This is a genomic window from Burkholderia sp. BCC0397, assembly GCF_902832865.1.
Taxonomy (GTDB): domain Bacteria; phylum Pseudomonadota; class Gammaproteobacteria; order Burkholderiales; family Burkholderiaceae; genus Burkholderia.
This window is the reverse complement of sequence record NZ_CADFDL010000002.1, coordinates 435,994-457,936: the sequence shown is the minus strand read 5'-3', so window position 1 is coordinate 457,936 and position 21,943 is coordinate 435,994. Positions and strand designations below refer to the sequence as shown.

General features: G+C 69.4%; 9 protein-coding genes (1 of these 9 cut by a window edge). All 9 read left to right on the top strand.

The genetic code is table 11. The features are described from left to right. Window positions 1-76: 76 nt before the first annotated feature. Window positions 77-1,309: a hydroxymethylglutaryl-CoA synthase family protein gene (locus HWX03_RS07015; RefSeq protein WP_174429059.1), complete on the top strand. Its 1,233-nt coding sequence runs from the start codon at window positions 77-79 to the stop codon at window positions 1,307-1,309. Between the two features lie 53 nt (window positions 1,310-1,362). Then, window positions 1,363-2,118 (top strand): enoyl-CoA hydratase-related protein, encoded by a 756-nt coding sequence (locus tag HWX03_RS07010; RefSeq protein WP_175870795.1) that lies wholly within the window; start codon window positions 1,363-1,365, stop codon window positions 2,116-2,118. After that, window positions 2,115-3,002, top strand: coding sequence for an ACP S-malonyltransferase (gene fabD / locus HWX03_RS07005; protein ID WP_175820811.1), 888 nt, complete (start codon window positions 2,115-2,117; stop codon window positions 3,000-3,002). Before HWX03_RS07010 ends, fabD (HWX03_RS07005) begins: the two co-directional genes overlap by 4 nt. A 9-nt stretch (window positions 3,003-3,011) precedes the next feature. After that, a complete protein-coding gene (fabD, locus tag HWX03_RS36870) occupies window positions 3,012-5,321 on the top strand; it encodes an ACP S-malonyltransferase (RefSeq protein ID WP_279612216.1) in 2,310 nt (769 codons plus the stop codon). Further along, window positions 5,309-7,138: a non-ribosomal peptide synthetase gene (locus HWX03_RS07000; RefSeq protein ID WP_244132618.1), complete on the top strand. Its 1,830-nt coding sequence runs from the start codon at window positions 5,309-5,311 to the stop codon at window positions 7,136-7,138. The genes fabD (HWX03_RS36870) and HWX03_RS07000 overlap by 13 nt, the downstream gene beginning before the upstream one ends. Next, window positions 7,139-8,080 carry a chlorinating enzyme gene (locus HWX03_RS06995; protein ID WP_175820814.1) on the top strand — a complete coding sequence of 314 codons (942 nt, stop codon included), beginning with the start codon at window positions 7,139-7,141 and terminating at the stop codon, window positions 8,078-8,080. It begins immediately after the preceding gene. Beyond that, the gene (locus HWX03_RS06990; RefSeq protein ID WP_175870793.1) at window positions 8,077-9,174 is read left to right on the top strand and encodes an alpha/beta hydrolase; all 1,098 of its coding nucleotides are present in this window, start codon (window positions 8,077-8,079) and stop codon (window positions 9,172-9,174) included. Before HWX03_RS06995 ends, HWX03_RS06990 begins: the two co-directional genes overlap by 4 nt. Window positions 9,175-9,316: 142 nt before the next feature. Next, entirely contained in the window at window positions 9,317-21,820 is a 12,504-nt protein-coding gene (locus HWX03_RS06985; protein WP_175870792.1) for an amino acid adenylation domain-containing protein, read from the top strand. Then, a protein-coding gene (locus tag HWX03_RS06980; RefSeq protein WP_347879524.1) for an SDR family NAD(P)-dependent oxidoreductase crosses the window boundary here: on the top strand, window positions 21,817-21,943 show its start. The gene runs 20,666 nt beyond the window's last position; the window shows 127 of its 20,793 coding nt (coding positions 1-127); the start codon lies at window positions 21,817-21,819; its stop codon lies beyond the right edge, outside the window. Before HWX03_RS06985 ends, HWX03_RS06980 begins: the two co-directional genes overlap by 4 nt.

Here is a 21,943-nt window from a genome sequence, read left to right as displayed (position 1 = left end):
GAAATATCAATGTTGTTGAAATTTCGCATACCTAATTGGCAAGCGTGAGAAGTGACCACAACGCGGTGGAGCATGTATGAATGTAGGAATTGAGGCGATCCACGCGTACGTCGGACGCATGTCGCTCGGCGTCGCGGAGCTTTTCGAGGCGCGAGGGCTTGATGCGGCGCGCATGTCGAATCTGCTGATGGCGCGCAAGTCGGTGAATCTGCCGATCGAGGACCCGGTGACCAACGGGGTCAATGCGGCCAAGCCGCTGATCGAGGCATTGTCGCCCGAGCAACGCGACGCGATCGAACTCGTGATCGTCGGTACGGAGTCGGGGCTGGATTTCGGCAAACCGATCAGCACGTACATTGCGCACTATCTGGGGCTCTCGCGACGCTGCCGTTCGTTCGAGGTCAAGCATGCATGCTATGGCGGCACGGCGGCGTTGCAGATGGCGCTGTCGTTTGTGAAAGCGAGCCCGCGCCCCGATGTGAAGGCGCTCGTGATCGCCGCGGATGCGTCGAGCATCGCAGCGCGCAACACCTACTGGGAGCCGTCACAGGGCGCCGGCGCGGTGGCGATGCTCGTCAGCAACCAGCCCGAGATACTCGCCGTCGATTTCGGCGCGAATGGCTATCACAGCTTCGAGGTGATGGACACCTTGCGCCCGCGACCCGACCTCGAGGCCGGCGACAGCGATCTGTCGATCCTGTCCTACATGACTTGTCTCGAGGCCAGCTACCGGCACTACTGCGAACGGGTCGAGGGCGTCGATCTAGCCGATTCGTTCCGCTATCTCGTGCTACATACGCCTTTCGCCGGGATGGTCAAGTCGGCGCATCGCCGCCTGCTGAGTCGCGTCGGCGGCTGGACCGCGGCCGACATCGATGCCGATTTCGCGTCGCGGGTCGAGCCGTCGATCCGGGTCTGCCAGATGGTCGGCAATGTTTACTCTGCGGCGCTCTATCTGGCGCTGTGCTCGCTGCTCGAACACGTCGACGAGACGGTCGCGCGACGCATCGGCCTGTTCTCGTACGGATCGGGATGCGCGTCCGAGTTCTACAGCGGCGTGGTCCAGCCTCAAGGCATCCGGCGCTTCCGCGAGGGCGGCTTGTCGCGCGCGATCGCGGACCGGCTCGCGCTCGGGATGGACGATTACGAGCGGATCAGCGACCTGAGCCTGCAAAGGATGTGCGGCGTGCAGGACCTCCAACCCGACCTGTCGTCTTACGCGCACATCATGAAGTCTCACTTCGACGGCAGCGGCCTGCTCGTGCTGGCGGGCATCCGTAATTTTCATCGCGAATACCGGTGGGCCTGAATATGCAAAACCACGAAGTTCTGACCGAGCGTGGGCCTGGCTGGCACCGTTTCGTGCTTAACGCCGCTGCCACCCAGAACAAGCTGTCGCCGCGGATCGTCGATGCGTTGCACGACGCGTTGCGCGCGTGCGAAGCGGACCCGGCCGCGTACGCGCTGATCATTGAAGGCTCGGGAGGCCACTTCAGCAGCGGCATGGATCTCGAGGCGGCGGCGACGGGCCATGCGGTCAGAGGCTCGGGTGGTCAGCGCTTTCTCGAACTGCTGCGGCACATGACCGAGGCGGATGTCGTGGTCATCAGCATCGTCGACGGCAAGGCGAGTGGCGGCGGTGTCGGTCTCGCGGCCGCCAGCGACTACGTCATCGCGACGCCGCGCAGCGTGTTCAGCTTGCCGGAGATTCTGTGGGGGCTGGTGCCGTGCCTGATTGCCCCGTTTCTGATTCGGCGGATCGGTTTTCAGGCATGTCGGCGGATGACGTTGACGACCTTGCCGATCGACGCCGAGGCCGCGCAAGCGTGCGGGCTTGCCGACACGCTGGCCGACGACGCGCTGCCGAAGCTGCTGCAGCGCCTGCGGATGGTCGCGCCGGAAGGTATCGGCCGCGCGAAGCGCTATCTGGGACGCCTCGACGCGATCGACGACGTCACGCTGGACAGCGCGCTGGACGAGCTGGAAACGATCCTGGCGTCGACCGATGTCGTGCAGCGCCTGACCGAGTTTGCACGCAGCCGGCGCTATCCGTGGGAGGTTGCGACGGCGCGCGGATTGGCCGACGACGGCGCGTGCGCGGCGGCGGTGCGGACATGAGCCGCGCGTGGCTGTTTCCGGGGCAGGGCACGCAACGGCGCGGAATGGGCGCGCAGGTGTTCGATCTGTTCCCGGGCCTGGTCGCCAAGGCGGACCGGATTCTCGGATATTCGATCCGCGAATTGTGCGTCGAGGATCCCGACGAGCGCCTCGCGACCACCGAATACTGCCAGCCGGCACTGTACGTCGTGAATGCGCTGATGTTTCTGGAAAGACGCCGTCGTGAGCCGTGGCCGGCCTTCCTTGCCGGACACAGCCTCGGTGAGTTCAGCGCGCTGTTCGCTGCCGGCTGCTTCGATTTCGAAACGGGGCTGCGGATCGTGCAGTGCCGCGCGCGCTGCATGGCGCCGGCGGGAAACGGGTCGATGCTCGCCGTGATCGGCCTCGATCTCGAGCAATTGCTGGGCGTGATCGACGAACTCGACCTGACAGGGCTCGACGTCGCCAACTACAACCTGCCGACCCAGACCGTGCTCGCCGGCCCCGACGCGAGTATCGCCACGCTCGACGCAGTGCTGGTCGAGCGTGAGCTGGCGCGCACCGTTCATCTGCATGTGGGCGGCGCGTTCCACTCGCGATACGCGGAGCAGGCCGCCGCGCGCTTCAGGGACATGCTGCGTGAATTCGAACTGGCCGATCCGAAATGGCCGACCGTATCGAGCGCTACCGGCCAGGTATACCGGCCCGGCACCGTGCGCGAGGTGCTCGAAACGCAGATCGTGCGGCCGGTGAGATGGGTCGACGCGATGCAGTTCCTGCACGACCGGGGCGTGACCGATGCCGTGCAAATCGGCCCCGGCCGCGTGCTCGACGGGCTGTGGGAACGCTTTGAACCAGGGGCGGGCGCGCTGCCGGGGCATCCCGGAAAGTTGGCGATACAGTAAGGATGTCGAATGGATAGGCGAAAGCAGGAAACGGTGGCATGGTTGTTTCCCGGTCAGGGCGCCCAGTTCAAGGGCATGGGCGGACGCGAGCTGTTCGCGGCGTATCCCGAGTACGTCGCGAAGGCCGATGCGATTCTTGGCTATTCGATCGAGGCGCTGTGTCTCGAAGACGCCGGCCAGCAGTTGAAGCGGACGGCATTCACGCAGCCGGCGCTGTTCGTGGTCAATGCGTTGAGCGCCTACCGGGAATGCGAGAACGGCGCGTCGCCGGACTACTACGCCGGCCACAGTCTCGGCGAGTTCAACGCGCTGCATGCAGCGGGCTGCTTCGATTTCGAAACGGGGCTTCGCCTCGTGGCCGAGCGCGGCCGTTTGATGGGCGAGGTCGAGGGCGGGGCGATGGCCGCCGTGCTCGGGCTCGATCATGACGTGTTGCAGGCCGAGATGATGCGCGCGGGCTGCGCGGACAGTCTCGAGATCGCCAACATCAATTCGCCGACGCAACTGGTCGTATCGGGTGACGCCGCAGGCGTGTCGGCGCTGGCGGCGCATCTGCGCAAGACGCGCACGGCGAACGTGATCCCGCTCGCCGTCAGCGCCGCGTTCCATTCCCGTCACATGCGCGAGGCCGCCGACCGTTTCGCGGCGGTCTTGACGAACACGCCGATGCGCGAGCCGCACACGCCTGTCGTGGCCAACGTGACGGGTGAGCTGTATCCGCAGGGCGATGTCCGGACGCTCCTCGCGAGACAGATGGCAAGCAGCGTCCGGTGGTGGGATGGGCTGACGATGCTGCGCCGGTGCGGCGTCGCGACCGCGCGGCAGATCGGCCCGGGTCAAGCCATGTCGAAGCTCTGGAACGAGGCGCTCGGATCCGTCTGCGCTGTCGCACCCGACGCGAAGGCGGCGCAGCAGGCCGCGGTCGGGCCATCGGCCTTCATGGGCGCGCCGGCGGACGGTGAGCGCATGGCCGCCGTCCCGTCACGGAGCGGGGCGCGACTCGGCCGCGCATTTTGCGAGCGGCATCAAGTACGTCTCCCCTATGTGACCGGTTCGATGTATCGCGGCATCGCGTCGGTCGAGATGGTCGTGCGTGCTGCGCGCGCCGGCCTGCTCGGCTTCTTCGGCGCGGGTGGCCTGCCGCTCGACGAGGTCGAGCGCGCCATCGTCGAGCTGCGCGGCATGCTGGGCGACGCGCATCCATTCGGCATGAATCTGCTGGCGTCGCCCGAGCGCCCGACGCTCGAGCAACAGACGGTCGATCTGTATCTGAAGCATCGCGTGCGCCATATCGAGGCGTCGGCGTTCATGCAGGTGAGCGCGCCCATCGTCGAATTTCGCTTCCGTGGCGCGTCGATCCGCAACGGACGCGCGCATGCGCCGAACCAGGTGTTCGCCAAGGTGTCCCGCGCCGAGGTCGCGAGCGCATTTCTCGCTGCGCCGAGCGAGGCGCTGTTGACGCGGCTGCACGAGGCTGGTCGGCTGGATGCGACGGAGATCGAGGCGGCACGGCGTTTGCCCGTTGCGACGGAGCTGTGCGTCGAGTCCGACTCCGGCGGCCATACCGACGGCGGCGTGGCGCTGGCGCTGCTGCCGGCGATCGTGCGGCTGCGCGACGCGATGACGGCGCAGGCCCCGCTCGACGCGGTGACCGGGGTCGGGGCGGCGGGTGGGCTCGGCACGCCGGAATCGATTGCCGCGGCATTCGTGTTGGGGGCGGAATTCGTGCTGGTCGGGTCCGTGAACCAGTGCTCGCCGGAGGCGGGCACCTCGGACCTGGTGAAGGACATGCTCGCGGAACTCGCGCTGCATGACACCGCCTACGCACCGGCGGGCGACCTGTTCGTCACCGGCGCGCGCGTGCAGGTCGTCCGGCGCGGCACGCTCTTTCCGGCCCGTGCGAACCAACTGTATCTCGCCTACCGGACCCACGACAGCATCGCCGCGCTCCCGGCGCGCACGCGGGACGGCTTCGAGCGCTTCATGGGCATGTCGCTCGACGCGATCTGGGATCTCACGCGCGAACGGCTCGCGCGGCACCGGCCGGCCGAGCTGGCCCGCCTGGAGACGGACCCGAAGGCGCGCATGGCACGCGTCTTCAAATGGTACTTCTCGCGCTCGATCGAATCGGCGATCAACGGCGCCGAGGCAGAGCGCGCCAATTTCCAGATTCACAGCGGTCCGGCGATGGGCGCATTCAACGCATTTGCGCGCGGCGGCGCGTTCGAGAGCCGCGCGAGCCGCCACGTGGACGCGCTCGCGCAGGAGCTGATGGCGCGCGCCGAACATCAATTGTCGAGACAAGCATGGACGTCCTGAAATCGTCTTCTTCCGAAGCCGCCGGCCTGCATACGTTGTTCGAGCAGCAGGCCGCCGCGACGCCGGAGCGCATCGCGCTCGAATTCGATGGTGTGCGCCTGACCTATCGCGAACTCGATGCGTGCGCGAGCGCGGTCGCGCGCGGACTGACTGGTGTCGCCACCGAGCGGGGCGCGCTGATCGGCCTGTATGTCGAGCGCAGCTGCGAGCTGATCGTCGGCATGCTCGGCATCCTCAAGGCGGGCGCTACTTACGTCCCGCTCGACCCCCGGTATCCCGACGCACGGCTGCGCTATCTCGTCGACGACGCGCGCCTGGCCGGCGTCGTCGTGAAAGCGGGTGACACCCGGCCGGTTCCTGGAGGCGCGCAACGCGTCGTGGCCGACCTCGCCGCGTCGTCCGGGCCGGCTCGGGCCGGCGTGGAGGTCACGCCCCGCGACAGCGCCTACGTGATCTACACGTCGGGCTCCACCGGACAGCCGAAGGGTGTCGTCGTCGAGCACGGAAACGTGACGCGTCTGTTTCGTACGAGCGCTCGCCACTTCCGTTTTGGCGCCGACGACGTCTGGACGCTGTTTCACTCGGTCAGCTTCGATTTTTCCGTGTGGGAAATCTGGGGCGCGCTGCTGCACGGCGGCACGCTGGTGATCGTGCCGGCCGCGGTGGCCGAGGCGCCCGGACGCTTCGCCGGGCTGGTCGAGTCGGCCGGCGTCACGATGCTGTCGCTCACGCCGACCGCATTCAGTCACTTCACGCGGGCGGCGATCGCGGCTGGACGCCGGTTTCCCGCGCTGCGCCATATCGTGATGGGCGGCGAGCGTCTCGAGGCGGGCCATCTCCGGCGCTGGTTCGAACACTACGGCGACGACGCGCCGCGGCTCGTCAACATGTACGGGATCACCGAGACGACGGTTCACGTGACCTATCGCGCGCTGTCTTGCGCCGACCTCGTCCACGAACAGGCGACGCCGATCGGCGCGCCGCTCGACGATCTCGACGTGCATCTGCTCGACGCCGCGGGCCGGGCGACGCCGCCGGGCGAGACGGGCGAAATCGTCGTGACGGGCGCCGGTATCGCGCGCGGCTATCTACGGCGCCCGGCACTCGACGCCGAACGGTTCGTGATGCTGCCGCTCGGCCCCGGCGGCGCGCTCGTGCGCGCGTACCGCAGCGGCGATCTCGGCTGCCGCATCGACGGAGAACTCCGCTACGTGGGGCGCGGCGACGACCAGATCAAGCTCCGCGGCTTCCGGATCGAACTTCGCGAGGTCGAGTATCAGCTCGGTCTGATCGACGGCATCGAGTCCTGCGTCGTCGTCGTCCAGGACCTGGGTGACGACGACCGGCGTCTGCTCGCGTTCTACGTGCCCGATTCGCGAAATCACTCCGCCGCCGCGCTGATGGCCGAGGCGGCAAGACGACTGCCGCCGCAGATGGTGCCGGCGCGCCTTATCGGAGTTCCTGCCATCCCTCTGACTTCCAACGGAAAACGTAACGGGCAAGCACTCATGAAAACACTGGAAACACTCAGTCAGGCCGAATCGGCGCGACAAGGCCGGCCAACGGGCTCGATCGCAGCGGTGGTCGCCGGCATCTGCGGCGAGGCGCTCGACGACGCGGGGCTGTCGTGGGACGTGGATCTGTTCGACCAGGGCGCGACGTCGCTGTCGATCAGCCGAATCATCCTTCAACTGAACGCCCGTTTCGGGCTGCCGCTTACCGGCGTCGAGTTTGACGGCGACTGTTCGATCACGAACATCGCGGCCGTCGTCAACCGCGAATCGAAACGCCACCCCCAGCAACTGGAGAACACCTGAATGACGGTTTCGACGCTCCCCCGACTGACGGACGAGGAAGTCGCCTCGTTCAAGGCCAACGGCTTCATCGCGCCGATCAAGGTCTACGAACCCGAACAGATGGACGCGTTGTGGAAGGCCGAACGCCTGCGCCTCATGGACCGTTCCGCCGCCGTCTACGATCTCGACAGCCTGTCCGGCAATACGAACATCGCGAATTACGATCGGCATCTCGATTCCCGGATGCTCGCCGAACACGTGTTCGCTCCCGAAATCGTCGGCCGCGTCACGTCGATTCTCGGGCCGGACGTGCTGTGCTGGCGCAGCGAGTTTTTCCCGAAATATCCCGGTGACGAGGGGACCGACTGGCATCAGGCCGATACCTTTGCGAATGCGTCCGGCACGCCGCAGATCGTCTGGCCGCAGAACCGGGCGTTCGGCGGCACGATCACGGTGTGGACCGCGTTCACCGAGGCCAGCATCGAGATGGGCTGCCTGCAGTTCATTCCGGGCACGCATACGCAGATGTTTTACGACGAGACGAAGGAGATGCGCTACAACCCCGGCCGGATCAATGCAATGGAGAAGGAAGACGGTGTGCGGCGCGGCTTCTTCGGCTACGACTACCGCGAGCTGCAGATCGACCCTGACTGGCAGCCGGAGGTCGAGAAGGCCGTGTCGATCGAGTTGCGGGCGGGCGAGTCGGTGATGTTCTGGTCGACGCTGATGCATGCATCGCATCCGCACGTCGGCAACACGAAGAAGATGCGGCTCGGCTTCGCGGCGCGTTATGTGCCGACCTGCGTGCGGATCTATCCCGATACCGACGCGATCGAGGAGTACGGCGGCAGCATCAAGCTCGACCGTTACGGCGCGGCGCTCGTCGCGGGACGAGACGAATACGGACACAACCGGCTCGTCACCGAGACCACGCGCGGCTTCAAGTTCCCAGACGCGCGATGAATCTGGCCGACGCCGTGTTGCGACTCGTCCCGCTCGAGCGGCAGCTTCCCGTTCCGCTCGGGATTCCCGCTGACGCGCCCGACGCGATCGAGGCGCTGTTCGCCGCGGCCGGCATGCGCCCGCCGCGGCGCATCGCGCCCGATTCGATGCCGGACGCCCTCGGGCAGGCCGCGGGGCGCGTGCTCACCGGGGCCGGCCCGCTGCCGGATGCCGGCCGCTCGCCTTCCGGCGCGCTCGCGGCCGCGCGCGCGCGCGGGCTCGAGGGTGTGGTGATCCGCCGCAACGTCAGTGCGGCCGACGGCGTGCCGTTGCCGGTCGTCCATGCGGGGCAGTCGAATCGGGCGCATCCGGTACTGCTGATCGGTGCGCCGGGCATGCCGGCCGAGCTGACCGCGGGTTGGCTGCAGGGCCTCGGTGCGTCGCGGCCGGTCGCCAGTTGGGAGACGCGCGGCATGTTCGGTTCGCTCGATCGGCGCGTCGACGGGCTCGCGATCGACGACCAGGTCGGCGATGCGGCGGCGGTGCTCGACGACGCGGGATGGGACGACGCGCACGTCGTCGGCATTTGCGGAGGCGCGATGCTTGCGCTCGCGTTCGCCGCGCGCTATCCGCGGCGAGCGCGCACGTTGACGTTGTGGTTCGGCGATCTCGATCTGGGCACCGACGTGCCCAAGACCGAACACCAGCGCAACCTGCAGGCGCTGATGGAGATGGTGACGTCGAACCAGGTCTCTGCGCAGGCGTTGCGCGGCGTGCTGGTGGGTTTCATGGCGCGTCTGTCCGATCCGGAACTCGCGCCGCTCGTGCTGTATCCGTTCGCGAATGACGCGCTGCTCGAACGGTACTGCCGGATGAACCACCCGATCATGTCGACGGACTGCCGTCCGTATCTGGCGCGGATCACCGCGCCCTGTCTCGTCGGGTATGGCGAGCACGACACGACGACGCATCCGGAAGGGTCACGCACGCTCGCCGGCCTGCTCGGCGCGGAGCTCGTCGCCATACCCGGCGCCGTCCATCTCGACGGCATGCGCGGCGCTCCGACCGATCTGGCCCGCGTGCTGTCCTTTCAACGTCGTCATGACCCGCACTAAATAACGGGCCTTTCCGGCGGCCAGCGCGCGCAAGGCTCGCCGCGGCCGTCGGCCGCTGACCGGCCTGGTCGGTCTGGTCGGCCCCGGCCGGTTCACCGTACACGCCCGCCGCGCGGCGGCACGATTTCACAAGGTTCCAGGAATGAACAATTCGCTCGACGTGTTGGATACGCTGCAGGACATCCTTCGATCGTGCAGCCCCGGGACGCAGTTCGGCGTCGACGCGAGCCTCGTCGCCCAAGGGCTCGGCTCGCTCGCGGCCACGCGCTTCGTACTCGAGGTGCAGGCGCATTTCGGTGCGCCGGTGTCGGTCGACGATCTCGGCGCGGGGATGACGCTGGCCGCACTGGCCGATGAGATCGCAAGCGCGCGGCGCGATGACACCGCCCGCGCGTCCGCGTCAACGCCCGACGCCGCTGGCAGCGGGGCCGGGATGCCGCTGCTGCCGCTGCAACAGGCGTTTCTCGTTACCGCCGACCCCGGCTACAGCGCGGATCCGGCCGGTTGCCATCTCTATCGCGAGTTCGACGTGACCGGTATCGATGCAGATGCGCTGGTCAGCGGCTGGATGCGGCTCGTCGCCCTGCAGCCGATGCTGTCGGTCCGGCTGGCGGACGATGGCACGCTGGTGCCGGGCGCTGACGTGCCGCTGGACGTGGACCGCGTTACGGACGACGCACACGACGGCGCGCTCGCCGCGCGGCGCGATGCATGGTGGGCGCGGGCCGACCGGATGCCGGCGCGCCCGGTGGCGGTCGCGATCGTCAGCTCGCCGGGGCGGGTTTCGTTGCAGATGAGTCTTGACGCGATCGTGCTCGACGGCTTCGGTTTGCAACTGCTGCTGCGGCAATGGCTGAGCCTGGCAACAGGGTGCGTGCTGCAGGCCCCGGCCATCACTCCCGCCGAGTGCGCGAATCTGCTCGGCGGGCCATTGCCGCGGGCTTCGCTCGACTACTGGCGAGGGGTGCTCGCCGATGCGCCGCCCGGACCGTTCGTGCGGCAGGTCACGACGGCGCTGGCTGAACGGCGCGCCGCATCCGGCAGCCCGGCTCCGTTCGCACGTCGAAGTATCGAGGCCGAGCTGTCGCCGGCCATCTGGCAGCGTCTGAAGCGTGAGGCCGAGCGGCTCGGCATATCCCCGACGTCGCTGGTCTTTGCCGCGTTCGCCGAGGTCGTGCTGGAGATCGATCGCGCCGGGTCCGCCTCGTTCGTGATGACGACGAGCGAGCGATCCCGCCTGCCGCTGGCCGCGCAGGACGTGATCGGCCCTTATACGTCGAGCATGATCGTTCCAGTCGCGCGGGATGTGCACGAATCCGTCGATGCGTTTTCCGTGCGGCTGCATCGCGAGGTGTGGGCTCATCTCGCGCACGGCGCGGTCCCGGCCGTGGTCGCGCTACGCGAAAGCGCAGCTTCGGCGCCCGCGCGCGGCCTGCCCGTGGTATTCACGAGCCTGCTCGGCATCGAGGTGGACGCGCTGGCTGCGCTGCGCACGCGCGCCGCCAGCTGCCAGACCTCTGGCGTGGCGCTCGAGCATCAGATGTGGGAAGCGGACGGTGCGCTGCGACTGCATTGGGACGTGGCCGACGCGATGCTTCCGCCGGGGGCGGCCGGCCTGTGCCTCGACCGACTGCTCGCGCGATTGAGTGCGGTCGGCGCGAGCGCGTCGGCGGGCGCTGCACTGAACCGGCTGCAGCAGGCGTATTTCGTCGAGCGCAGCGCCTCGCTTGACGCCGAGCCGTGCTGCGCGGTGTTTTCGTTCGACGCCAGCGGCTTCGATCGCGCGTGCGTGGAAGCGGCCTGGTGTGCACTCGTCGCGGCGACGCCCGCGCTGCGCAGCCAGGTCGGAACCGATGGGGACGTGCGAATCCATGCGGCCAGCGATGTCGTCGCGGGGCTCGGCGTCACCGAGGTTGCCGAGGCGGCGCTGACGCGGCACGGCGAAGCCCTGGAGCGGACCCTGCTGACGCTTCCGTTCCCGCCCGGTCGTTGGCCGTTGCAGCAGGCCCATCTGTTGGCGACGCCGTCCGGCGGCGCCGTGCTGTACGTCTGTTTCGACCTGCTGATGCTCGATGCCAGCAGCATCCACGGGCTCGTGGCGTCGCTTGCCGCCCGGTTGTGCGGTGGCACTGGCGCAGTCGTTCGCGCCGCGGCCGCGGAGGTGGCATGGCCGGGCGTCACGATGCGTGACGGATACTGGCCGGAGAGGATGCCCGCGCTCGCGGCGGGACCGGACCGGCTTTCGGGCGCCGCCGCGCGGTCGCCCTGGACGCGCATCGAGGCCGTGTTCGACGGCTACGGCGCATTCCTCGACGCGTGCCGTGAGGCCGGAGTCGATGCGGATGACGTGCTCGTGGCGGCAATGGCCGCGGCGTGGCGGCCCGAGGCGTCGCGACCGTTTACGCTGCCGGTGGTGTGCTGCCGGCCGCAGGACGACGGTGTTCGCCCTGGCGAGGCGTCGCAGATGGCATGGCTGAGCTTTTCGGACGGTGCGCTACCCGATGCGATCGACTTGCGCGCGCCGCTGCCGGAACTGGCGCGGGCGATCCGGCAACGCCGCGCCGACGATCTCGCCCACGGCGGTATCGAAGGTCTCGGCGCGCTGTCGGTGCGCAATGCGCAGGCGGGCGAGCTCCTTGCACTGCCGGTCGTCTATACGGGCATCGTCGAATGGGGCCGCGTTGACGAACGCGTGGCGAACACGCTGCGCTGGCGTACCGCGACGCCCGGCATATCGGTCGATGCGGTGGGGCTGTCGGTCAACGATCGCCTGCTGATCGGCTGGGATTGCCGCGAAAGCGATTTCGCGCCTGACGCCGCGCGGCGCGCGTTCGAGCGTTATCGCGCGGCGCTCGCGCATTGGCTCGCCGATCCGCAGGTGCTTGGGGGGGCGACGGCGCTGCCGGCTGAGCCGTTGCGGCCGGTCCACCTCGCATTCGAACGGGCCGCGGCTGCGCGGCCCGATGCGCCCGCCGTGTACTGGCGCGACGGCGAGCCTTGGACGTTCGGGCAGGTCAATCGGCGGGCCAATGCGATCGCGCGCCGTTTGCGCGAACTGGGCGCCGGCCCCGGCACGACGGTCGCCATCTCGATGCCGCGCACGCCGGCGTTGATCGCCGCAACGCTCGGCGTGCTCAAGGCCGGTGCCGCCTATGTGCCGGTCGAGCCTTCGCTGCCGGCCGCGCGCGCGGCACGCATGATCGAGGTGGCCGACTGCCGGCTCGCGCTCGTCCTGTCGACGCGCTCCGCCGATGTGACGCTGCCGGATCAGGTTTGCTGCGTGGCCGTCGACGCGTTGCCTCATGGCTCCGATGACGATCGCAATCTCGACGTGATCAACGATGTCGATTCGCTGGCCTATGTGATCTTCACGTCGGGCAGCACGGGCGAGCCCAAGGGGGTGGCGGTCAGCCACCGGCCGCTGCTGAACCTGCTCGATTGGTGCCAGCGCCGGTACCGCTTCGGCGGCGACGACCTCGGTATCTGCGTGACTTCGCTGGGTTTCGATCTTTCGGTGTTCGACATACTGGGCCTGCTCGGCTACGGCGCGGCGCTGTATCTTGCCAGCGAGTCCGAGCAACGTGACCCGGCGCTGCTGGCGGCGATCCTGACCGACTATCCGGTGACGTTCTGGAATTCGGCGCCGACCACGCTCGATCAGGTCAGCCGTCATTTCGACGATCTGCCGGTCGGCGCCGTGCGCGACGCGCTGCGCCTCGTCTTCCTGAGCGGCGACTATACGCCGCTGTCCTTGCCGCCCGTGCTGGCCGCCGCGTTTCCGCGCGCGCGCCTCGTTTCGCTCGGCGGCGCAACCGAGGCGACGGTCTGGTCCAACTTCCACGAGGTCGGCGAGATCGACCCCGGCTGGCGCAGCATTCCGTACGGACGACCGATCGACAACGCGCGCTACTACATCCTCGATGAGGCAGGACAGCCGTGCGGGCACGGCGTCGAGGGCGAGCTCTTTATCGGCGGCGCGGTTTTGAGCCTCGGCTATTACCGCCGGCCGGAACTGACCGCCGAGCGCTTCGTGCGCGATCCGTTCGTGGCTGACCCGACGGCGCGGATGTATCGCACCGGCGATCGCGCGTCGTTCTATCCGGACGGCAGCATGTCGTTCTGCGGCCGCGTGGACCGTCAGGTCAAGGTGCGCGGCGTACGCATCGAGCTCGAGGAGATCGAGCATGCGCTGCGCCAGTACCCGCGCGTGCGAGAGGCGGTCGTGGTGGTGCGGCAGGATCCGTCCGGCGACGCGAAGATCGTCGCCTATGTCGACAGCGAATCCGAACTCGATCCGGGTGCGTTGCGCACGTTCAGCCAGTCGGCATTGCCGGCGAGCATGGTGCCGAATTTCGTCCATGTGATGCGCGGCTTTTCCGCGACCGGCAACGGCAAGCTCGATCGGCAGGCGCTGCCGTGGCCGCTGCCGGAGGGCGGGACGCAGGCGCGCGTCGCGGCCGACGCGGGAAGCGTCGCTGCGGCTAGGGCAGATGCTCGAGCCGGCGCCGCCCCCCCGGCATATACGAATCGAATGGGCCATGTGGCCGCGAAGCCGACCGTCGCGGTCTGCGCGCCGTCCAGCGAGGCCGCCGCGGCGCCCGACCTCGCCACCCTGACCGGCAAACTGGGCCAGCTGTTCGCACGCTTTCTCGGACGCGAACCGGACCCGGCTCGCGAACTGTGGGAACAGGGCGCGACCTCGTTCACGATGGTTCAGGTCAGCGGCGCGTTGCGCGCCGACTACGGCGTGCGTCTGCAGGTCGAATGGCTGACGCGCGACCCGAGCGTGGCCGGCATCGCCCGGATGCTCCAGTCGCATCTGGCCGGCGCGGAGCCCTCGGTTCAGGCATCGCCCGCCCCGGTGGTCGCGGCGCGGCAGCCGGAGCCGGCCCGGCCGGCGGACCACGAGCGCGTGGACGTGCTCGATCCCGTCGCGAAGCAGGCGTTCCTCGATGCTGGCCTCAATCGCCGCGCGGATCTCGACGGACAGGCGCGCGCATCGTTGCCGCCGGTCGACCTGCCGCAGCCGTGGTTCGCCTGGCGAGGCGCGCAGCGCGATCTTGTCGATGGCGTCGTATCGAAAGCGCAATTGGGGCGGCTGCTCGGCTTGCTGGCGCGCCGGCGCTCCGGCACGCGTGACGCGCGGCTCTATCCGTCTGCGGGCGACACCTACGGCGTGCAGATCTATGTTTGGCTCGGCGTCGGGCGGGTGGACGGCTTCGATGCCGGCTACTACTGGTTCGACAGCGCGGCCGCGGCGCTCGTGCGAGTCGGCCGGGCCACGACGTTCGCGCGCGAAGCGCAGTTCATCTACAACCGGCCGCTGCGCGACCGGGCCGCGATGGCGTTGTTCCTCGTCGGCGAGCCGCGCGCGATCGCGCCGCTCTATGGTCCGGACGCCGAGCGCTTTCTGCTGCTCGAAGCCGGATACATCGGCCAGTTGCTGATGCTGGGCCAGCATGAGAGCGGCCTTGGACTGTGCCCGATCGGCAGCTTCGACACGGCGGACGTGCAGGCGAGCCTGCAACTGCACGCCGGTCAGACCGTGCTGCACAGCTTCCTGCTGGGGCCGGTCGCCTACGCGCCGGCACCGGGGGTTCCGGCGCCGCTGCGGATGGCGGATGATGCCGCGGGCCAGCCGCGCGCGCCGGTGTCGATCGTCGGTCACGCATTGCGCTATCCGGGCGCGGCGACGCCCGACGCATTCTGGGCGCTGCTCAGCAATGGCGAGCGCGCGTTGCGCGAGGCGCCGCGCCGTCACGGCATCGGCGCGCATCACCGGCTGGCTGGCGGCTTTTTCGACCGGATCGACGGCTTCGACGCGCTTGCATTCTCGATCGCGCCGAATGATGCCGCGCAGCTCGACCCGCAGACGCGACTGCTGCTGGAAGTCGTGCGCGAGTGTCTCGAGCGGGCCGGGCACGACGCGCGTTCGCTGCAACAGGCGGGTGAGCGGACCGGCGTGTTCGTCGGCCATTTGTGGCAGGACTACCGGCAATACGGTGTGGGCGCCGTGGGCCGCATCGCCGCGATGACGGCCAGCGGTTCGGAAATCGCTCACCGGATCTCGGCCGTGTTCGGCTTCACCGGACCCAGCCTCGCGATCGACACCGCGTGCTCGTCGGGTCTCAGCGCGCTGCATCTCGCCTGTACCGCGCTGGCGAACGGGGACTGCGATAGCGCCGTCGTCTGCGCGGTCAACCTGATCGCGCATCCGTCGCACATCGACGCGCTGAGCGCGCTCGGCTTCGTCGCGGCGCGCGTGACTGCCGGCGCGTTCGACGGCGACACCACCGGCTGGGTCATCGGCGAAGGGGCGGGTGCGTTGCTGCTGCGCCGCGCCGACGCCGCCGATGCGCACGCGGACCGGGTCCTCGCGCAGATCCTCGGCACCCATCTCGAACAATCCGGCGCGCGCGCCGCCTATGGCAGCCCCAGCGAAGCGGCTATCGAGGCGGGACTGCGCGCGGTCCTGCGTCGGGCGAACCTCGACAGCGGCGAGATCGACTACGTCGAATGCGCGATCGCCGGTGGCCCGGTATCCGATGCGGCGGAGTGGCAGGCACTCGCGCGCGTGTTTGCGGACGGCGTGCTGGCCGGGACGGTCAAGCCGAACATCGGCCATCTCGAGGCGGCGTCCGGCCTGTCGCAGATATCGAAGGTCCTGCTCCAGCTCGAATACGGGAGGCTCGCGCCAACCCTCGTCGCGCCGTCGACCTCGCCGCTCGTCGAGCTCGACGCGGGGCCGGTGCGCATGGTTCGCGGCTTCACTGCGTTGCCTGCGCGGCGGGGGGGGCCGCACCTGCTGATCAACGCGATCGGGAGTACCGGCGCCAGCGCGCAGGTGATTCTGGCCGCGCCCCCGGCCCGCTCGCGCGTCATGGCACAGGGGCCGCGCGTGATGCTGCTGTCGGCACCGTCGGTCGCGCGGCTCGAGGCGCTGGCCGATGCCTGGCTCGCTGCGCTCGAAACTGCCCGCGACCACGATTCGTGGGAGGGCGTGTGCGGCACTTCGCAACTCGCCCGGGCCCATGGCGAACATCGGCTGGCGATCGAAGCGGCCGATCGCGAGGAAGCCATCGAACTGCTGCGCGCGTACCTGCGCAGCAGCAGCGATCCGCGTATCCATGTCGGGCGCGCGGCGGCCGACAAATTCGGCGTCGCGACGCAGGCCGCCGGGTTTCGCGGCGCGTTGCAGGACTGGCTCGCCGGCCACACGATCGAATGGCGCGCATTCTGGAGCGTCGTGCCGCCGCGGGTGCCGTTGCCGACGTCGCCGTTTGCGCGCGAAGCGTATTGGCTCAATGCGCCCGCGCCCGCGCCTGCCGAAGCCGACGCGCCGGGGCAGGACTGGCGCACGCGCTTGCGCGCCGCGTTCGCCAGCGCGAGCGGGATCGCGGAGCCGTCCTTGAACGACCACGTCGAACTCGAACGCTACGGTCTGAATTCGCGCATCGCAACCGACGTGGTCGCGGAACTATCACGGCATGCGCCGGCTGCGTCGCTGCCGGCCACCTTGCTGTATGAATGCCGCGACCTGGCGGCAGTCGCGGCGCGCCTCGCCGAAATCGGCGCGCCGCCCCCCGGTTCCGTCGTCCCCCCCGTCGTCGCCCAGGCGGCGCAATTCGGCACGGCCCACGCCGACCGCGCGGTCGCGGTGATCGGCCTTGCCGGCCGATACCCGGGCGCGGACGACGTCGACACGCTGTGGCAGCGGCTCGTCGCTGGCGCCGACCTGGTCGGCGGCTTGCCGCCGCAACGGGCCCGCGATGTTCCCGGTCACGCGCTGCTGATGCAGGGCGCGTTCCTGGACGACGTGGCCGGCTTCGATCCGTTCGTGTTCGGCATCGCCCCCCTCGACGCGCACCGGATGGATCCGCAGGAGCGCGTGCTGCTCGAAACCGTCTGGCACGCATTGGAGGACGCATGTTTTCCGCCGGCTCGGCTGCGCGCCGAATTTGACGGCGAGGTCGGCGTATTCATCGGCGCGATGCACAACGACTATCCGCTGCTCGGTATCGAGACCGGCACGCCCGAGCACCTCGTTGATGCTGGCGCCACGCCGGCCGGCATGGCCAATCGCATTTCCTACCATCTCGATCTGCGCGGCCCGAGCCTGACCGTCGATACGATGTGCTCATCGTCACTGACGGCGATGCAGCTCGCGATCGAAGCACTGCGCGCAGGTCGCATCCGGCTCGCAATCGTTGGGAGCGCGAGTCTCGCGCTGCATCCGAACAAGTTCGTGCAACAGGCGCGCATGGGGATGACCGCGAGCGATCGGCGCTGCCGCAGCTTCGGGCTGGGCGGCGATGGCTTTATCCCCGGCGAGGGCGCCGGCGTCGTGATCCTGCGCTTGCGCGACGACGCGCAGCGGGCGGGCGATCGTATCCACGGTGTGGTGCTCGGGTGCGCGGTCAATCACGGTGGCAAGGTCAACGGCTACACGGTGCCGAATCCGCAGGCGCAGGCGGCGCTCGTGCGCGCGTCGCTCGACGACGCCGGCATTGCGGGCGACAGCGTGTCCTATATCGAGGCCCATGGCACCGGCACGGCGCTCGGCGATCCGATCGAAACACGCGCGCTCGATGCGGCGTTCTCGCTTGCGCAGGCGCCCGCGCCGCTCGCGATCGGTTCCATCAAGTCGAACCTCGGGCATCTCGAGGCCGCCGCCGGGATCGCCGGGCTGACCAAGGTATTGCTGCAGATGCGTCACAAGACGCTGGCGCCGTCGCTGCATGCGACGGCCGGGAATCCCGACATCGACTGGCGGTGCTTCGTCGTTCCGCAGACGCCGCAGCCGTGGCTGCCGCGCATCGACGGTGGTCGGCCGGTGTGGCGTGCCGGCGTCAGCGCATTCGGCGCTGGTGGCAGCAATGCACATGTCGTACTGGAGGCTGCGCCGGACCTGGCGCAGGCAGCCGCGTACGCGGCGGGGCCTCGGCTGCTCGTGCTGTCGGCCGCCACGAACGACGCGCTGCGGCTGATGGCGGGCCGCTTGGCGGCGTTCCTGGCACGCCGTGACCAGGAAACGCCGTCGCTGGCGCAGGTTGCCGCCACGCTGCAATTGGGCCGTGAGCCCCTGCGTGAGCGCTGGGCCGCGCCGTGCGACAGCATCGACGCGGCGATCGTGCTGCTGCGGGCGTTCGCCGATGGCGAGGCCGTAGGCGTGCGCGGCCGTGCCGTGCCACAGGCCGCGTCGTGCGATGCCGGCCTGCCGCTCGAAGCGCTCGCGCGCGCGTGGGTATCCGGCCAGCACGTCGACTGGCCACGGGCCGCGGCGTGGACTGCGCTTCCCGGCTATCCGTTTACGCGGATGCGTTGCTGGATCGACGCGGTCGACGATGGCGTGGCGCCGCCGGCGCGACCCGTTCCGCTCGCGGAGCGCGTGTGGCGACCTGCCGGTGACCCGCCTGCAGCGGCCGGCGGGCACGACGACGGCCCGGTGCTCTGCATCGCCGGCCAGACGGCGCGCGCGTTGGCGGACGCACTGGCGGTCCGGCTCGCGCCGCGCCGCATGCACGTCCGGCAGGAGGCCGATGCCGGCATGCGCGAGCGGCCCACGACCGTGTTGATCCTGACCGACCTCGAAGCCGGCGGCGGCGCCTGGCAGCCCGCGTTCGAGATCTGCGCAGCGCTCGCGCGCGGATCGGCCGTCACCCCGCTGCGGATCGTGCAGGTGGTCAGCGGGCTGCATGGTCCGTCGGCCGAACCGGGCAGCGGCTCCGGCGCGGAGCTGGCGGGCCTGCTCGATGCGCTCGCCGCGGAACACCGCGGGACCACATGCTCGGTCATCGACGTGGGACCGATCGCGCTCGGGGATCGCGCTGCATGCGAAGCGCTGTCGGCCATGCTGGCCGGCGAGGTCGCGCGCCCGACGGCGGGCGACCTCTGTCTCTCGCCGCTCGGCCGTCTCGTGCCTGCTTGGCAGCCCGTCGAACGTGCGCCGTCGTCGTGGCGGCCGCGCGCCGATTGCGCTTATGCAGTAACAGGCGGCACGCGCGGCATCGGCGCGAGGCTCGCGCTCGAGCTGGTGCGATGCGGTGCGCGTCACATCGCGCTGCTGGGCCGAACTCGCACGGCCGAGACCGACGCCCTCGTCGGTGCGCTCGAACGGCAAGGCGCGCGTGTCGTCGTCCATTACGCGTGCGTCGAGGACGAGGTGGCGATCGGGCACTGGCTGACGGCGATCGATCGCGAATTGGGCCGGCTCGGCGGCGTGTTTCATTGCGCCGGCGTGAGCGCACGCGGCCATGGCGCGCTCGTCGACCGGCCCGCCGACGCGATCGCGGACGTGATGGCGCCGAAGGCCGGAGGCGTGGCCGCGCTGCTGCGCGGCGTCGCGACGGCGCAGCCCGATTTCATCGTGCTGTTCTCGTCGATTTCGGCCGTGGTCGACGCGGTCGGCGCCGGCGTGGGCGACTACTCGGCCGCCAATCGCGCGATGGACCGGCTGGCCGAACAATGGCAGCGGCGCGGGTTTCCGCAATTGAAGTCGATCGCCTGGCCGGCCTGGCGGGATTCGCGGGTCGATGCATCCGCGATGGCGGCGATGCAGCGTCAGGGGCTGCCGCTGCTGTCGGATGCCGAGGCATTCGACGTCCTGTGGCGGACGGTCGCGCTGTCGGGCTCGGCCCGGTACTGTCCGGTCGATGCCGCGCTGCTCGCGTCCGGCCCCGTGGCGGAGGCGCCTGCCATGGCGGAGATGTCCGTTCGGGTTCCGCCCGACGCCGCATCGCCCGTGCATGAATCCGGCGCGCTTGCTCCGGACTGGTTGCGGGAGGTGCTCGCGAAACGCACCGGCCTGCCGATCGAGCGGATTCCGGCATCGGCGAGCTTTGCCGAACTCGGCGTCGAATCGATCATGCTGGGCCGGCTCGTCGAGGATATCGAGGCATGCATCGGTGAGCCGCTTGCACCGGGCCTGCTGCTGGAACATCCGACGGTCGATGCGTTGAGTGCGTATTTGTCCTCGATGGGGATCGCCGCGCGGAACGAAGCGCACGGCGACACCGGCGACCGGTCTCGGTCCGCTCACGCGGCGCCTGCCGCGACGAGTCCGTCGGCGGTGGTCGGGGCGCCGCGAAGCACGCGCGACGAGCCTGCGCCGATGCCTGATACCTCGCCCATGTCCGCGTTGGACCAAACGGCGTCCGTCACGCCGGACCGGGACGCGGTGGCCGTCGTCGGGCTGGCGGTGCGCTTGCCCGGCGCGCCCGATGTCGATGCGTTCTGGCGCTTGCTCGCCGACGGCCGTTGCGCCGTCACCGAGGTGCCGGCGGGACGCTGGGATACCGCGTCGCTGTTCGACCCGGCGGGCGCGCCCGGCTCCAGCGTGTCGCGCTGGGGCGGCTTCGTCGACGATATCGAGACGTTCGACCCGGACTACTTTGGTCTCGGCGAGGAGGAGGCGCTGACGCTGGACCCGGCGATTCGCCTGTTCATGGAAGTGGCGCTGAACTGCCTTGCCGATTCGGGACGGGAGCCGGCCGACGTGCGGCGCAGCAATACGGGCGTGTTTGTCGGCGCGCGGATGGGCCGGTACGGGCAGCGCGTCGAGAACGCGGGGCTCGATTCGGGGCTCGGCGGCGACCAGAACTTCATCGCAGCCCACCTGGCGCATTTCCTCGATCTGCGCGGCGCCAACATGGTCATCGATTCGGCATGCTCGTCATCGTTGAGCGCGCTGCATCAGGCCTGCCAGGCCATCCTGTCGGGCGACGCGGAGCTGGCCTTTGCCGGCGGCGTCGACGTCCTTCTCGACGAGGAGGTTTACGTGCAGTTCACGCGCGCCGGCGCGCTGTCGCCGACGGGACGCTGCCGGACCTTCGATCGCAACGCCGATGGCTTCGTGCCGGGCGAGGGCTGCGCCGTGTTTCTGCTCAAGAAGCTCTCGCGCGCGCTGGCCGATGGCGACCGGATCCGCGCGGTCATCGAGGCGAGCGCGATCAACAACGACGGCCGGACGATGGGGCTGACCACGCCCAACCCGGACGCCCAGAAGGACGTGATTCGCGCGGCGCTGGCCCGGGCCGCGCGGCGTCCGGACGAGATCGGCATGGTCGAGACGCACGGCACGGCGACGAAGATCGGCGATCCGATCGAGTTGAAAGCGCTGAACGACGCCTATCGGCACGACACGACCCAGCGCGGCTACTGCGCGGTCGCGAGCGTGAAAAGCAATCTCGGCCATCTGTTGAGCGCGGCTGGCGCCGCCGGTCTCGCGAAGACGGTGCTGGCGGTCGAGCATGGGCGGGTTCCGCCGACGCTGTTCTGCGACACGCCCAACCCGCGTTTCGACCTGGCGCATTCGCCGTTCTTCATTCCGCGCGAGTGTGCCGCGTGGCCATTGCCGGGGCCCCGCGTGGCCGGCGTCAGCGCGTTCGGTCTCGGCGGCAGCAATGCGCACGTGATCGTCGGCGAGGCGCCCGCGCACGCTGCCGTGCGGGTCCCGCTCGCGCCGCCGGTGCTGCGCCGCCGGCGCCTGTGGCTCGAACGCGATGGACGGCGCTCGAGCGCACGGCCGCCCGCCCCGTCGCCTGCACCCGAAGCTGCGCGTGCGGCTGCTCCTTCATCGTTGCTGAGCCTCCATTTCGGAGATGCCCTCGGTGACGCCGCCTCTTACCCTGAATTGACGACATCGTGAACAACCCATCTATTCTTTGTACGCTGCGGCTCGCACATACCGATCTCGTCATGCAGAACCACCGGGTTCACGACGTGTCCGTGATGCCCGGCGTGGTGTTTCTCGACCTGACCTCGCGGGTGC

Coding starts and splice junctions, on each gene's coding strand:
- HWX03_RS06985 (WP_175870792.1), top strand. CDS start 9,317: ATGAACAATTCGCTCGACGTGTTGGATACGCTGCAGGACATCCTTCGA.
- HWX03_RS07000 (WP_244132618.1), top strand. CDS start 5,309: ATGGACGTCCTGAAATCGTCTTCTTCCGAAGCCGCCGGCCTGCATACG.
- fabD (WP_279612216.1), top strand. CDS start 3,012: ATGGATAGGCGAAAGCAGGAAACGGTGGCATGGTTGTTTCCCGGTCAG.
- HWX03_RS07015 (WP_174429059.1), top strand. CDS start 77: ATGAATGTAGGAATTGAGGCGATCCACGCGTACGTCGGACGCATGTCG.
- fabD (WP_175820811.1), top strand. CDS start 2,115: ATGAGCCGCGCGTGGCTGTTTCCGGGGCAGGGCACGCAACGGCGCGGA.
- HWX03_RS06990 (WP_175870793.1), top strand. CDS start 8,077: ATGAATCTGGCCGACGCCGTGTTGCGACTCGTCCCGCTCGAGCGGCAG.
- HWX03_RS06995 (WP_175820814.1), top strand. CDS start 7,139: ATGACGGTTTCGACGCTCCCCCGACTGACGGACGAGGAAGTCGCCTCG.